Source organism: Amycolatopsis circi, from assembly GCF_003385235.1.
Taxonomy (GTDB): domain Bacteria; phylum Actinomycetota; class Actinomycetes; order Mycobacteriales; family Pseudonocardiaceae; genus Amycolatopsis; species Amycolatopsis circi.
Map to the genome: position 1 here is coordinate 146808 of NZ_PQIA01000013.1, position 14700 is coordinate 161507.

Genomic DNA, 14700 nt, shown 5'->3' on the forward strand with positions numbered 1-14700 from the left:
ACGACAAGTGACAGGCGAACCCGCGCCAGGTTGAACGTTGGGGAAACCCCGTGCGCCGCAGCCGGTTTCACCACCGACAATCGGACAAAACGGGATCAATCGCGCGGGCGCAAAGTGTCCGAGATCTCCCGGACCAGCGCATAGGACCGTTTCCGCTCCGCGTGGTCGTGAATCGGGGTGGTGATCATCAGTTCTTCCGCACCGGTTTCGTCGATGACTGTGCGCAACGAATTCCGCAGCGCCGCCGGGGCTCCGGCCAGCACCGGGCCGGGGCCGACGGCCGGGTCCACGACCGCGTCTTCCGGGCGCGGCAACAAGATCCGCTCACCGCGCGAACGGCTCAACGCCTTAGCCCGAATGGACCTGGCGAGCCATTCGGCCCGCTCCTCGGTCGCGGCGGCGACCACCGCGACGCTGACCACAATGGACGGCTCAGCGATCAGGCCCGGACGGAAGTTCTCGCGGTAGCTGCAGGTCGCGGCGGCGGCTTCGGCGGGGCGGAGGTGGTAGGCGAACGCGTACGGCAGGCCTAGTTCGGCGGCGAGGGGTGCGCTGGCGGTGCTTGAGCCGAGGAGCCAGAGGTCCGGCACGTTTCCTTGTGCGGGAGTTGCGCGCAGCGGCTGGTCCGAGTCGGAGAAGTAGGTCAACAACTCCTTGACGCGGCCGGGAAAGCTGTCCGCTGGGCCGGGGTTCAGCGCGTCGGCCACTTGGTGCGGACCGCCGAGCGCGCGGCCGAGTCCGAGATCGATCCGGCCCGGATGGAACGCGGCGAGCGTGCCGAACTGCTCGGCGACGACGAGCGGCGGATGGTTGAGCAGGAGGACGCCGCCCGCGCCGACGCGGATCCTTTTCGTGGCATCCGCGACGCGGGCGGCTGCCACGGCAGGCGCGGAACTCGCGACACCACGCATGCTGTGGTGTTCGGGCAACCAGTAGCGGTGATATCCCAGCTCGTCGGCCAGTTCGGCGAGGTCGACCGTGCGGCGCAACGCCTCCCGCGCGGTCGACCCCGCGACGATCGGCGATGTGTCCAGCACTGAAACCCGCACCCGGCCATCATCCCCAACCAGGTGCGGTCCGACAACCGGACCGCCCACGTCTCAAGTGGACGGTCCAGCCGCGGCTTACGAGGTCTCCCGCACCGGCGCGGGCGCGGTCTCCTCTTCCTCCTCCACCGCCTCGCTCAGCTGCCAGCCGCCCCGGCGGCGCAGCACCACGAGGTAATACCCCAAGGCCAGCAACGCGATCGCCCCGGTGACGATGAGACTCGGCCGTCCGATCACCGGGTCGGTCGCGTTCACGTACAGCACGAACGCCAGCGCGATCAACGCCACCACCGGCGCGATCGGGAAGCCGGGCATCCGGTATTTCGCCCCGGCCGTCGCACCGGAACGACGGCCCAAGATGGCACCGAGGCACAGCGCCGCGTACACGACGACGATCGACGTGCTGGTCACGACTGTCAGGATCTGCGGGTCCACAAAGCACAGTGCGGCGGCGACGAATCCGGTCGCCAGCGTCGCGACCCACGGGGTGCCGAACTTCGGGTGCACCGCGGAGAGCGCGCGGTTCATCGCCTTCGGCCACGCGCGGTCGCGGCCGCTGCTGAACACCAGCCGGGAGCTGATCAGCACGATCGCGAGGACCGCGTTGATGATGGCGAGCGCGACCGCGAGGCTCAGCACGGTGTCGAGGGTGGTGCCGCCGCGGGACTGCACGAAGTACGACAACATGTTGGGAGAGCTGAACAAAGTGCCCAGATCCGGCGCGCCCATCAGCACCGCGGTGACCGGGATCAGCTCGGCCAGCACGGTGACCCCGAGTCCCATGAGGACAGCGCGTGCCACCCCGCGTCCGGCGTCCTTGGTTTCCTCTCCGAAGTAGACCGCCGAGCCGTAACCGTTGTAGGCGAAGATCGCGATCGCCGTCGCGATCATCACCGCGCTGATCGTCGCAGGGCCGCCGCCCGGGGCGACCGGATGCGCGAGCAAGTCGCTGAACGGACGGGCCGGCTTGACCAGCCCGAGCACCGCGACCACGGCCAGCGCCAGCAGCTCCACCGCGAGGAAAATGCCGGTGACCCAGGCGTTCAGCTTGATGTCGAACACCGCGACGATCGCGGCGAGCACGCACGTCACCGCCGCCACGACCGCCGGGGACACGCCGGGCAGCACCACGCTCAGGTAGGTGCCGACGCCGAGCGCGATCACCGCGACGATCAGCACCTGCGTCACGATCATGATGCCCAGCACCATGAATCCGGGCAGTTTGCCCAGCGTGCGGGCGGCGATCGTGTACTCGCCGCCCGCGGACGGGAAGGCCGAGCCCAGTTCGGCGTACACGAAGGCCATGAAGATGCCGACTACGGCGGCGGCGAGGAAGGCGTAGAAGGCGCCCGATCCGGCGCCGGCGAGGACGCCCGGCGCGATGACGAACACCGAGGACGCCGGGCTGATCGCGGAAAGCGTGATCAGCAGCATGCCGAGGGTGCGCAACCCGCGGCGCAAGACGGGGGTGGACAACGCTGGCCTCCATCAAGTCGTTGCTCAAGTACGTTGTTTGAATGGAACTCAAATAACCAGCCGGGCGTTCAGCTAAGGCCCTCGCGCCCGTCACGTCAAGGGTTCAGCAGGTCTCGATCCGTCCGGGGGTTGCGTTTTTCGAGATTTGTTCAAAGAATCAAGGCATGGCAAGACCGAGCAAGGCCCCCGAGCGGCGGGCGGAACTGGTGGCCGCGGCGCGGCACACGGTCGTCGAACGCGGCGTGCTGAACCTGAAGCTGCGCGACGTCGCGGACCACGCCGGCATGTCGCCGGGTTCCCTGTTGTACTACTACCCTTCCCTGAGCGACCTGCTCGAAGACGTGCAGCAGGAGGCCGTCGAACGCTTCTGCGTCGCGCGCGAAGCCGCGGTGGCCGCCGAGGCCGACCCGCGAGCCCGGATGCGCGCGATGATCCGCAGCGGACTGCCGAACGGCAAGAACGACGAACTGTGCGTGCTGCTCTACGAACTGGGCACCATCGCCCGCCGCGAACCGGCGTACGCCGCACGGCACATCGCGTTGTACGAACGCCAGGTCCGCGGATATGTCGGAATCCTGGAAGCCGGTGCCGCGACCGGGATTTTCGACCTGACCGACGACCCGGTCACCATCGCCCGCAACCTCGTCACCCTCGAAGACGGGTACGGACTGCACCTGACTCAGGCAGTGCCGCCGCTCGACCGATCCGTCGCCGAGGCGGCAGTGCTGTCCTACGCCCGCGTTTCGACCCGATGCTCCCTGGAGGACCCCGCATGACCCGCGCCCGCGACCTAGGACTCGCCCTCGGCGGCAAGCCCGGCCCGCACAACGCGATCACTGATATCCCAGGCGTCGAGGTCGGATACACCACCCTGATCGACGGAGATTCGGTGCGGACCGGGGTCACCGCGATCCTGCCGCGCGGCCGTTCCCGGTTCGATGTGCCTTGCTCCGCAGGCACTTTTTCGTTGAACGGCAACGGAGAAATGACCGGCCGCGCCTGGCTGGCCGAGACCGGCTCGCTGACCCTGCCGGTCCTGATCACCAGCACCCACTCCGTCGGACAGTGCCATCGGGGCACGATCGACTGGGTAGTGCGGGAACGCCCGGACGCCGCGGCGGAGTGGCTGCTGCCGGTTGTCGCGGAGACGTGGGACGGGTACCTCAACGACGTCAACGCCCCGACCATCCGGACCGACCACGCCGTCGCCGCCATCGATGCGGCTGCCTCCGGCCCTATCGCCGAGGGTTCCGTAGGCGGCGGCACCGGGATGACCTGCTACGGGTTCAAGGGCGGTACCGGGACTTCATCGCGGGTTGTCGCTCATGGTTCGGACAGTTATACGGTCGGGGCCCTGGTGCAGGCGAACTTCGGGAGCCGCCCGGAACTCACTGTGGCCGGGTCGCACCTAGGCGCCGAGCTTCTTGACGACAACCCGATGGCCGACACGAACTGGCTCGCTCCGGCGGGCGCGGGGTCGGTGATCGTCGTGATCGGGACTGATGCGCCGCTGTTGCCTGGGCAGTGCACCGCGCTGGCCCGCCGAGTGCCGCTGGGGTTGGCTCGCACCGGGACCACCGGGTCGCACTTCTCGGGTGACCTGTTCCTGGCTTTCAGCACGGCTAACGCGGGCGCTTTGACCAGCCACTTCCCCCGGCCGGACGATGAGCCTTACGAGAGCATGCGGTTCATTCCGTGGGGTGCGATCGACCCGTTCTTCGAGGCCGTGGTGCAGGCGGTCGAGGAGGCGGTGCTGAATGCGCTGGTGGCCAACGAGGAGATGGTCGGGCATCGGGGGCACCGGGTCCCGGCGCTTCCCTTGGCGCGCTGGGGAGCCTAGAGCAGGCGCGGCGGGCTCGCCCGGGCGCTTGGCTGACCACGCGCCGCGCCCGGGCGAGCCGGGGCTTCCGCACTACAGACCCGCCCCCGCCGAGAAAGCCTCGTGAGTGCCTGTCGCGGTTCTAACCGGGATGGGCACTCACGAGGCCAACCCACCAGCTACCGGTCGCGACGCTCCGCGTCCCTCATCTTCAACGCTGGCGTTTCACCCAGCCGCAAGATGCCGATCGCTTGGTTGCTGACCTGGGCCCCGTTCGCCACCGAGTGCAGGATGCCGTTGTACACGAGGTCCCAGATTCGTCGATCCAGTTGCAACTCGTGCGAGCTGCGGGAAAATCCGCCGTCTTTGTTGTAAAGCCAGAGATGGAAGGTTGTTCCCCCGTAGGACGCGTCGATCTTGGTCAGGTAGTACAGGTCCAGCCAGACTCGTTTCTTCATGCCCCACCTCGAGCGTTCCACCAGCAGCCAGTCGGCGCCCGCCGCGTAGGTCAAATACGTGAACGGGCTGGTCGTCAGGAACGTGAATACCGCGATGACGACCCAAAGCTGCCAGTACTTGAACGCGCTCAAGCCCATGCCGCGAACCAGGGAGACACCTGCCACCAACACCAGCATCAATGCCAGACCTACGACAGCACCCATGACCTTCCCGCTTCGGCTCTCTCGATGCCAGGCCAGCGCAGGTCCCTTGCCGGGAGGGGGATCCGGCCGGAAGGAGGGACGATTCTCCCGGGTTGGGTCGGCGTAACGCGGCTGCCGCTCTCCTCCGAAGTAGCTGAGGCCGTGCGGCGGAAACGGTTCACCGGTCCGCGGGTCCGGCCGCGGAGGAAGACCGGCCGATCCACCGGCACCGTCTGGAGTAGATGCGTCTGTCATGAATGCGACTTCCTGCTTATTTCGGCACGAGCCAGTCGGCGACAGCTTGACCGCCGATAGCACCTGCGATTCCGCCGGCCGTGCCGGCGACGAAAGACCCGACCGGCCCCAGCGGGGAACCGAAGACGGCACCAGCACCCGCGCTCGCTAGAGCCGCACCCGCCGCGCCTCCGACTATCAGCCCGCCGGAGTCCGCGACAGCTTTGCCCCAGGACTGTTCGCCGCTAGCCGCTCCAATCGACTCGTTCACCACAGTCAGGGCACTGCCGACGTAAGGCATTCCTTTGAGGAGCTTCTGTCCGGTCCTCAAGCCCAGACTCGCTTCTTCCGGGAGAACATGAACACTGTCTTTTCCGGGATACTTCGCGATCCAATCGCGGACTTTCTCCGGGACCTTGTCGACGTACTGCTGAAACTGCCGCGCCCGAGTCTCGTACGCAGCCTTGTTGTCCCGGGCTTTGCCGGCGGCCCACGCCAGGTCCTCCTTGTTGAGCGCTGTCAGGCTGACGCGCGTGCCGTGGGCCCAGTCGTCAAAGAACTGGGCGCTGGCCGCGGACCGCTGCGCGTTGAGAAGCGCTTCCTTACGCGGGTTTTCGAACGAACTGATGTAGCCGTTGACCCGCGCGATGGTGGTGGTGCCTACCACGTAGGCGTCGATGTCGAGCCGACCTGACGGCGGCTGGAGCGCATGTTGGAGCGCCCGGTGCGCGTTCCCTTCGGTGGTGCGAGCGGCGTCGACGATCGCCTTGCACTCGTTGTATGCGGCGACTTTGCCGTTGTACTGGAAGACGAGGGTGTTGTACTGCTTGATGTCGCCTTGGTAGGTGCCGACCGCCCGGGTCGCGCCGCCTGCGGTGCACACTTCGACCGGAGTGCCCGGTTTGTTCACGGGGATCGGGTCGGGCTCGACGATGAACGGGCCGTCGACCCGTAGTCCTCCTGCGTGCGCGTGGGCGAGAGCGTCGTTCATTCGAGCGGTCACCGCGTCCAGCGACGCCGCGAACTCGCGGAGGCCGCGCTCGGCGGTCTCCGCCCACCTGGCCATGTCGTCCGCGGCGACGTCGATGTTGGCGATCGACTCTTGGAACGCCTGGCTCGAAGGTCCGTGCCAGCCCGCCTCGGCAGCGCTGCGTGCGGCGCGGACATTGCCCGCGGCGCGATGCCCTGCCTCGGCGACGGTGCGCAGCCAGTCGGCGGCGGCAACGCAGGTGCCGGACGAGCCGTTCACGGTGGTGTTGAGCGCCTGTCCCATGCTGACTTCCCCTTCAGCCGTGGACGTGTGTTTCCCGCTGCGTATCAGGATCGTCGGCGTGTCGGTCGTTGAGCTTGAGCTGCCCGGCGTGGGTGTTTTCGATGTCGTCGTAGGCACCGCTGGCAGCGTGCACCTTCTCCGCCGCGCCACCGGCCGCGCCAGCCGCGCCGACGCCCATTTTCACCAGGTCGTCCAGCACAGTACCTACGATCGCGGATGACGCGCCCGCGTCGACTCCGCGCACGACCTTCGAGGTGACATCGTCGAGAACCTTCTCGCCCTCGCGGAGCCGGCCGACGATGCCGTCGAGCGCTCCCTCGGTGAAGCTGTAGCCGGTCGTGTCCCCATAGGGCGCGGACATGCCTATTCCCCTCCGATCACTGACCGAGATGTCCAGTCGTGCACGGGTGCGGCATGCCGGGACTCCTCCGCGAGCACGGGATTGAGCAATACCCCGTGCGCTCCCGCCTCGTCCGCGACGGCTTCGAGGTCATCGCCGTTGACCGCGACCCAGGGTTGAAACGGTCCGCATCCCGCGGCCAGCAGCTCTGGCGAGGTGTAGGCCAGCAGCATCGGCCGACCAGCGCGAACCGGCTGCAGTTCTAGTTCCACCACCTGCTGACCGGCCCGGACCGGACGGGAGGGCACGTAGAACCGGCCGTCCGGTTCAGCTAAAGGCTCGGCTCGCTCCAGCGGAGACTGTTCTCGGCCGTCGACCTCCGGGTACCGCGGCGCGAGGTCGAGAACGGCGTCGAAGACCACGATGCCGATTCCCAGCTCACGGCATGCTTCGAGCAGCCGGTCCCGGGCGACCTGCGTCCACGGCTGTCCGCTCCCGCAGGCATCGACCAGCCGGTCAAGCGACGAATACGCCGCGACCGCGAACTCGTTCCTCTCGGTACGACGGACCTCAAGCTCGCCCGGTTGATCCGCTGCTCCGGAAGTGACCAGTACGAACACCAGATCCGGCAACCGCTCCGGCACGTCGTCGAGACGTACGAGCGCCTGGACAACGTTGGACGCGTCGGAGTGACCCGCCATCCCTACCCCCTGCACCAGCGACAGTGCGTGGTCGAGCAGTCACTGTAGTGGCGAAACCAGGGAATTGTCAGCAGGACCAAAACAGCCATCGTCCGATAGACGCACGCGACCAGCGGATATGTGCCGCGACATGCCCGCAGATGTCACCTCGCAGTGCCCGCACTGACCCCTTGCCCGACCCGCCAGGATCGTATATCTTTTGAGATATCTTCCTCTCCCGACGACATCCGGGCAGGTCAACCCCCATGAGTCCCGCATCGAGCACCACCCCGCCGGAGCGGCCGGGCAAGGTCATCGCGCTTCATTTGAACTACCCGTCCCGCGCGAAGCAACGCGGGAGGACCCCGGCGAAGCCCTCGTACTTCGTCAAGCCCACCACCTCGATCAGCGCCTCCGGCACCCCCATCGAGCGTCCGGCGGGCACCGAACTCCTCGCCTTCGAGGGCGAGATCGCGCTCATCATCGGCAAGCAGGCCCGCCACGTCACCCCTGACCAAGGCTGGGACCACGTCGAGAGCATCACCGCCGCCAACGACTTCGGCGTATACGATCTGCGGCACGCGGACGGCGGTTCCAACCTCCGTTCCAAGGGCGGCGACGGCTTCACTCCCCTCGGCCCGGCCACGATTCCCGCCGCGGAGGTCGATCCCCGGAACCTCCGCGTGCGCACCTGGGTAAACGGCGAACTCGTCCAGGACGACACCACCGAGGACCTCATCTTCGACTTCGGCACCCTCGTCGCCGACCTCTCCCAGCTGAGCACCCTCGAACCCGGCGACGTCATCCTCACCGGGACGCCGGCCGGATCGTCCGTCGTGAAGCCGGGCGACACCGTCGAAGTCGAGGTCAGCCACGGCGACCTGACCACCGGCCGCCTGGTCACGCCGGTCACGGAGGGCACCACGCCGCTCCCGAAGTTCAGCGCTCAGCCCAAAATCGACGACAACCAGCGCGAGCAGGCTTACGGCGACAGGGAATCCGCAGGACTCCCAGCGGAATTCGTGCTCACCGAGGAACTCAAGACCAAGCTCACCAGCGTAGGCACGGCGACCCTTTCCGCCCAGCTGCGCAAGAACGGCTACAACCACGTCTCCATCGACGGCCTCGGCTCCACCCGTCCGGACACGAAACTCATCGGCCGCGCGAGGACTCTCCGCTACGTCCCCTTCCGCGAGGACCTCTTCAAATCCCACGGCGGCGGCTTCAACGCCCAGAAACGCGCCATCGACTCGCTCAACCCCGGCGACGTCCTGGTCATGGAAGCCCGCGGCGAAAAGGGAACCGGCACGATCGGCGACATCCTCGCTCTCCGCGCGCAGGTCCGCGGAGCAGCGGGAATCGTCACCGACGGCGGCGTTCGCGACCTGGCGGCGGTGGCGGCGCTGGACATCCCGACCTACCACTCCGGTCCGCACCCGGCGGTGCTCGGTCGCCGCCACGTTCCCTGGGACGTCGACATCACCATCGCTTGCGGCGGAGCAACAGTTCAGCCGGGCGACGTGATCGTCGGCGATTCCGACGGTATCCTCGTGATTCCGCCGCACCTGGTGGAAAAAATCGCGGACGCGGCCATCGAACAGGAACGCCAGGAAACGTTCATCGCGGAGCAGGTCGCGAACGGCGAAAGCGTCGACGGCCTCTATCCGATGAACGAGCACTGGAAGGCCAGGTACGCCCAGTGGCGCCCGTAGCCGGCGAGAGCAAATCCCAGCGCGCGTACCGCTGGATCAAGGACCGGATCGCCGACCGGACTTTCGGTCCTGGCTATCGCTTGGTGCTGGGGCAAATCGCCAAGGAACTGGACGTCAGCGTCGTCCCGGTGCGCGAAGCGATCCGGCTGCTCGAAGCCGAAGGGCTGGTCACGTTCGAGCGGAACGTCGGCGCGCAGGTGGTGATGGTCGACGAGACCGCGTACGAGCACACCATGCAAACCCTTGCCCTGGTGGAAGGTTTCGCCACTTCGCTGTCCGCGCCGAAACTGTCCACTGAGGACATCGAACGGGCGCGCGCGGTCAACGAGCAGATGCGGCTGTCGCTGGAGAACTTCGAGCCGCACCGGTTCACCGAGCTGAACCAAGAGTTCCATTCAGTCCTTTTCGAACCGTGCCCGAACCCGCACGTGCTCGACCTCGTGCACCGCGGCTGGCATCGGCTGGCCTCGCTGCGCGATTCGACGTTCAGCTTCGTCCCGGGCCGCGCGCACGAATCGGTCAAGGAACACGAACAACTGCTGGTGCTGATCGAGCAGAACGCCGACCCGCTCGAACTCGAGCTGGCCGCGCGCCGGCACCGCACCGCCACCCTCGACGCCTACCTCGACCGGCGGGCCGCCCCGCCCGCCGAAGCTCCCTAGGAAGGACCCCACCCCATGAGGTTCCGCAGTACCCCGAACGCCATCACCGGCTCGATCGCGCCGCTGATGACCCCGTTCCTCGACACTGGAGAGGTCGACCACGAGAGCCTGGCCAACCTGGTCAACTGGCAGATCGCGTCCGGTTCGCACGGCGTTTCGATCGGCGGCTCGACCGGCGAACCCGGCGCGATGACGGTGGCCGAGCGCGCGGAGACGATCCGCACGGTCGCCAAGGCGGTGGGCGACAAGGTGCCGTTCATGCCCGGCACCGGTTCGGCGAAGCTCGACGAGACGCTGGAGCTGACCTCCGAGGCGCGCGACGCGGGCATCGACGCGGCGCTGATCATCACCCCGTACTACGCGCGCCCCACCCAGGAAGCGCTCTACAGCTGGTACGCCACGGTCGCGAAGGAATTCCCGGACCTGCCGATCGTCGCCTACAACGTGCCGAGCCGGACGTCGGTCGACCTCGCCCCGGAGACGGTCGCGCGGCTGTTCCGCGATTTCGACAACTTCGTCGGGATCAAGGAGACCACCAAGGACTTCGAGCACTTCTCCCGCGTACTTCACTTGTGCGGCAAGGAATTGCTCGTCTGGTCGGGCATCGAACTGCTGTGCCTGCCGCTGCTTTCCCTCGGCGGCAACGGTTTCGTGAGCGCCACGGCCAACATCGCCCCGGCCGCCAGCGCCGAGATGTACCGCGCGTGGACCGAGGGCGACTTCGACCGCGCCCGCGAGATCCACTACGGCCTGCACCCGCTGGTCGACCTGCTGTTCGTCGAGACCAACCCGGCGCCGGGCAAGTGGGTGCTGGAGCAGCGCGGGCTCATCCGCTCGGGCTTCGTGCGCCCGCCGCTGATCACCCCGACCGAACCGGGCATCGCCCGGATCACCGAACTGATGCGCCAGGGCGAGCAGTACCTCTCGCCCGTCGACGGCTTCACCGTGGAAGGAAAGTGACCATGACCGCGCACTACGTTCCGGAGAACCTGCCGGAGCACATCCGCCACTACATCGGCGGAGCGCCGGCCGACAGCGTCTCGGGCGAGACCTTCGAGGTGCTCGACCCGGTCACGAACAAGCCGTACCTGACGGCTTCGGCGGGCAAGGCCGAGGACGTCGACCTCGCCGTCGCCGCGGCGAAGGAAGCCTTCGACCACGGTCCGTGGCCGAAAATGCTGCCGCGCCAGCGCGCCCGGATCCTCAACAAGATCGCCGATCTCGTCGAGAGCCGCGACGCCCGGCTGGCCGAGCTGGAAACCTTCGACACCGGCCTCCCGATCAAGCAGGCGCTCGGCCAGGCGCAGCGCGCGGCGGAGAACTTCCGCTTCTTCGCCGACCTGATCGTCGCGCAGGCCGACGACACCTACAAGGTGCCCGGCCGCCAGGTCAACTACGTCAACCGCAAGCCGGTCGGCGTCGCCGGGCTGATCACGCCGTGGAACACGCCGTTCATGCTGGAGAGCTGGAAGCTCGCGCCGGCGCTGGCGTCCGGCTGCACCGTGGTGCTGAAGCCCGCGGAGTTCACGCCGCTGTCGGCGAGCCTGTGGGCGGACATCTTCCGCGAGGCCGGCGTGCCGGACGGGGTTTTCAACCTCGTCAACGGCCTCGGCGAGGAAGCGGGCGACGCGCTGGTCAAGCACCCGGACGTCCGGCTGATCTCGTTCACCGGCGAAACCACCACCGGCGAAACGATCTTCCGCAACTGCGCGCCCGGGCTCAAGGGCATGTCGATGGAACTGGGCGGCAAGTCCCCGGCCGTCGTGTTCGCCGACGCGGACTTCGAAGCGGCGCTGGACTCCACGCTGTTCGGCGTATTCTCGCTCAACGGCGAACGCTGCACGGCGGGCAGCCGGATCCTCGTCGAGCGCCCGATTTACGAGGAGTTCTGCACCCGGTACGCCGAGCGCGCCCGCAACATCGTGGTCGGCAACCCGCACGACCCGGCCACCGAGGTCGGCGCGCTGGTTCACCCGGAGCACTTCGACAAGGTGATGAGCTACGTCGAAATCGGCAAGACAGAAGGGAAACTGCTCGCCGGCGGCGGCCGTCCGGAAGGTCTCGAAACCGGGAACTACGTGGCCCCGACGGTGTTCGCCGACGTGAAGCCGGACGCGCGGATCTTCCAGGAGGAGATTTTCGGCCCGGTCGTGGCGATTACGCCGTTCGACACCGACGAGGAAGCGCTGGAGCTGGCCAACAGCGTCAAGTACGGCCTGGCCGCCTACGTCTGGACCGCTGACCTCACCCGCGCGCACAACTTCGCGCAGAGCATCGACGCCGGCATGGTCTGGCTGAACTCGCACAACGTGCGCGACCTGCGCACGCCGTTCGGCGGGGTCAAGGCGTCCGGCCTCGGCCACGAAGGCGGCTACCGCTCGATCGACTTCTACACCGAACAGCAGGCCGTGCACATCACGCTCGGCGACGTGCACACGGCGCGCTTCGGGGCCGGGAAGGACAAGGCATGACCACGACCCCGCCGGACGTCATCCGTTGCGCCTACGCGGAACTCGTTGTCAGCGACCTGAAAGCGTCGCGAGAGTTCTATGTGGACGTTCTCGGTCTCGTCGTGACCCACGAGGACGACGAAGCGATCTACCTGCGCGCGTTCGAGGAATACCTGCACCACTCGCTGATCCTGCGCAAGGGTGCGGAGCCGGCGCTGGCCGTGCTCGCGTACCGCGTACGCAGCGAAGCCGAACTCGACGTTGCTGAGGCGTACTACCGGGAACTCGGCGTGCAGGTGCGCCGCATCCCGGCGGGCACGACGCGTGGCATCGGCGAAGCGGTGCGCGTGCTGGACCCGCTCGGCTTCCCGATCGAGTTCTTCTACGAGGCCGAGCACGTCGAGCGTTTCACCCAGCGCTACGACGTGCATGGTCCGGGCGCGTTGTCGCGACTGGACCACTTCAACGTGAACACGCCGGACGTCCCGGCCGCGCGGAAGTACTACGAGGGCCTCGGCTTCCGGGTGTCGGAAGACATCGTGGACGACGAGGGCACCGTGTACGCGGCGTGGATGTTCCGCAAACCGACCGTGCACGACGTCGCGCTCACCGGTGGCGCGGGCCCGCGCCTGCACCACATCGCGTTCGCGACGCACGAGCGGCACCAGATCCTGCACATCTGCGACCACCTCGGCGCGGTGCGGAAATCGGACCAGATCGAGCGCGGCCCGGGCCGGCACGGCGTGTCGAACGCGTTCTATTTGTACGTGCGTGACCCGGACGGGCACCGGATCGAGATCTACACCCACGACTATTACACCGGCGACCCGGACAACCCGGTGATCAGCTGGGACGTGCACGACAACCAGCGCCGCGACTGGTGGGGCAATCCGGTGGTGCCGAGCTGGTACACCGAGGCCTCGCGGGTGCTCGACCTCGACGGGAAGCTCCAGCCCGTCGAGGAGCGCACCGAAACGAAGGAAATGGACGTGACCATCGGGGCGGACGGGTTCTCCTACACCCGCGCCGACGGCGCCGAACAGGGTTTCAAACTGGGCGAACAAGTCTAAGGTGCGACCCGTCCGTGAAGGGCTCCTTGAGGGACTCTGATTCCCTCAAGGAGCCCTTCACGGACACGCAGCGGTACCGGCACTTCGACGGAGAGGTGACATGATGACGGCAATCTTGCAGACGCCGACCACGGTCGCGCAGGACTTCACGGAGTTCCGGTCCGCTGTCCTGCGATCGTTCGTGCCGCTGCAGGTGAGCACCGAGCACCGCGACCGGTTCCACGGCAGGCTGCGCACGCACGAGGCGGGAGAAATCGCGCTCACCGAGATCACCGCGTCGCCGCACGCGGTCGAGCGCACGCCGGAACTCATCGCCCGCGCGGACCGGCCGTGCTACAAGCTGAGCGTCATGCTGGCCGGCACCGGAATCCTCACCCAGGACGGCCGCGAGGCAGTGCTGCGGCCCGGCGACGTCGCGCTGTACGACACGAACCGTCCGTATTCGCTCGTGTTCGAAGAGAATTTCCGGACGCTGGTGCTGATGTTCCCGCAACAGCAGGTTGACCTTCCACGGGATCTGGTTGGTCAGCTCACCGCGGTGCGGATGTCCGGACGCTCCGGGGTCGGGAACGTGGTGGTGCCGTTCCTCGCGCAGCTGGGCGGGAATCTGGACGTGCTGACGAGCCCGGTGGGGGTGCGGCTGGCGCACAACGCGGTCGACCTGCTGACCACGATGCTGGCCACGGAACTCGACCTGGACCGCACGGCGGCCGACCCGCACCACGATCTGATGCGGCGGATCCGCAGTTATATCGACGCGAATCTGTCTCGTTCTGATCTTGGTCCCGCGCAGATCGCCGCGGAGCATTACATCTCGACGCGGCATCTGCATGGGTTGTTCCAGGAGCAGGGGACGACGGTGGCTGGGTGGATTCGGCAGCGGCGGCTGGAGCATTGCCGCCGGGATCTGCGGGATCCGTTGCTGGCGGCGCGTCCGGTTGCGGCAATCGCGGCGCGGTGGGGGTTTGTGGACGCGGCGCATTTCTCGCGGGTTTTTCGGGCGGCGTTCGCGCAGTCGCCTAGTGAGTTGCGTGCGCAAGTCTCGTGAGTGGCGATCCCGGTTAGAACCGGCATAGGCACTCACGAGACCACTACCCCGACGGCGCACGATGCGCCGCCTCAGCCCGGCACCCCACGCACCCGCCCGCCCCCGCACGCCCGCTTGGGTGCCCGCCCGCCCGCCTGCCTCTTATCCACATCTCCGATCCCCCCAGACCCCGCCTTCTCTCTTCTGCCCTCTTCGTCTTTCCAAACCACACACACCCCTCCCACTTCTCTACCTCTCCTCCCTCACCAC

At 67.4% G+C, this 14700-nt stretch carries 14 protein-coding genes; 8 read left to right on the forward strand and 6 right to left on the reverse strand.

Annotated elements, in window-relative coordinates; all coding sequences use genetic code 11:
• Positions 1-95 precede the first annotated feature (95 nt).
• Together D0D37_RS07345 and D0D37_RS07350 are read right to left on the reverse strand one after the other, a co-directional pair.
• A complete protein-coding gene (locus D0D37_RS07345; protein ID WP_162834112.1) occupies positions 96-1049 on the reverse strand; it encodes an MsnO8 family LLM class oxidoreductase in 954 nt (317 codons plus the stop codon).
• A 75-nt stretch (positions 1050-1124) separates the two neighbouring features.
• Positions 1125-2522, reverse strand: a complete 1398-nt coding sequence (locus D0D37_RS07350; RefSeq protein ID WP_116199758.1) for an APC family permease — start codon at positions 2520-2522, stop codon at positions 1125-1127.
• A gap of 164 nt (positions 2523-2686) precedes the next feature.
• On the opposite strand from D0D37_RS07350, the gene D0D37_RS07355 reads away from it, so the two are divergent.
• Entirely contained in the window at positions 2687-3298 is a 612-nt protein-coding gene (locus D0D37_RS07355) for a TetR/AcrR family transcriptional regulator (protein ID WP_116199759.1), read from the forward strand.
• The gene (locus D0D37_RS07360) at positions 3295-4362 is read left to right on the forward strand and encodes a DmpA family aminopeptidase (protein ID WP_116199760.1); all 1068 of its coding nucleotides are present in this window, start codon (positions 3295-3297) and stop codon (positions 4360-4362) included. The genes D0D37_RS07355 and D0D37_RS07360 overlap by 4 nt, the downstream gene beginning before the upstream one ends.
• 158 nt (positions 4363-4520) lie before the next feature.
• On the opposite strand, the gene D0D37_RS07365 is transcribed toward D0D37_RS07360, so the two are convergent.
• From D0D37_RS07365 to D0D37_RS07380, 4 genes are all read right to left on the reverse strand, one after another.
• On the reverse strand, positions 4521-5003 hold the full coding sequence (locus tag D0D37_RS07365; protein WP_162834113.1) for a hypothetical protein: 483 nt from the start codon (positions 5001-5003) through the stop codon (positions 4521-4523).
• Between the two features lie 250 nt (positions 5004-5253).
• The gene (locus D0D37_RS07370; protein WP_116199762.1) at positions 5254-6489 is read right to left on the reverse strand and encodes a hypothetical protein; all 1236 of its coding nucleotides are present in this window, start codon (positions 6487-6489) and stop codon (positions 5254-5256) included.
• Between the two features lie 13 nt (positions 6490-6502).
• Positions 6503-6850: a hypothetical protein gene (locus D0D37_RS07375; RefSeq protein ID WP_116199763.1), complete on the reverse strand. Its 348-nt coding sequence runs from the start codon at positions 6848-6850 to the stop codon at positions 6503-6505.
• 2 nt (positions 6851-6852) lie between these two features.
• The gene (locus D0D37_RS07380; RefSeq protein ID WP_116199764.1) at positions 6853-7530 is read right to left on the reverse strand and encodes an SAV_915 family protein; all 678 of its coding nucleotides are present in this window, start codon (positions 7528-7530) and stop codon (positions 6853-6855) included.
• Between the two features lie 245 nt (positions 7531-7775).
• Here D0D37_RS07380 and D0D37_RS07385 point away from each other — a divergent pair, with 245 nt between their 5' ends.
• The 6 genes from D0D37_RS07385 to D0D37_RS07410 all read left to right on the forward strand — a co-directional run bounded on the left by D0D37_RS07385 (position 7776) and on the right by D0D37_RS07410 (position 14451).
• Positions 7776-9221, forward strand: a complete 1446-nt coding sequence (locus tag D0D37_RS07385; protein ID WP_116199765.1) for a fumarylacetoacetate hydrolase family protein — start codon at positions 7776-7778, stop codon at positions 9219-9221.
• Positions 9209-9883, forward strand: a complete 675-nt coding sequence (locus D0D37_RS07390) for a GntR family transcriptional regulator (protein ID WP_037817800.1) — start codon at positions 9209-9211, stop codon at positions 9881-9883. The genes D0D37_RS07385 and D0D37_RS07390 overlap by 13 nt, the downstream gene beginning before the upstream one ends.
• A 15-nt stretch (positions 9884-9898) precedes the next feature.
• Positions 9899-10843, forward strand: coding sequence for a 4-hydroxy-tetrahydrodipicolinate synthase (gene dapA, locus D0D37_RS07395; protein WP_116199766.1), 945 nt, complete (start codon positions 9899-9901; stop codon positions 10841-10843).
• Positions 10844-10845: 2 nt separating this feature from the next.
• A complete protein-coding gene (gene hpaE, locus D0D37_RS07400; RefSeq protein WP_116199767.1) occupies positions 10846-12354 on the forward strand; it encodes a 5-carboxymethyl-2-hydroxymuconate semialdehyde dehydrogenase in 1509 nt (502 codons plus the stop codon).
• Entirely contained in the window at positions 12351-13403 is a 1053-nt protein-coding gene (gene hpaD, locus D0D37_RS07405) for a 3,4-dihydroxyphenylacetate 2,3-dioxygenase (protein ID WP_116199768.1), read from the forward strand. Before hpaE ends, hpaD begins: the two co-directional genes overlap by 4 nt.
• Before the next feature lie 103 nt (positions 13404-13506).
• A complete protein-coding gene (locus D0D37_RS07410) occupies positions 13507-14451 on the forward strand; it encodes an AraC-like ligand-binding domain-containing protein (RefSeq protein WP_116199769.1) in 945 nt (314 codons plus the stop codon).
• Positions 14452-14700 lie beyond the last annotated feature (249 nt).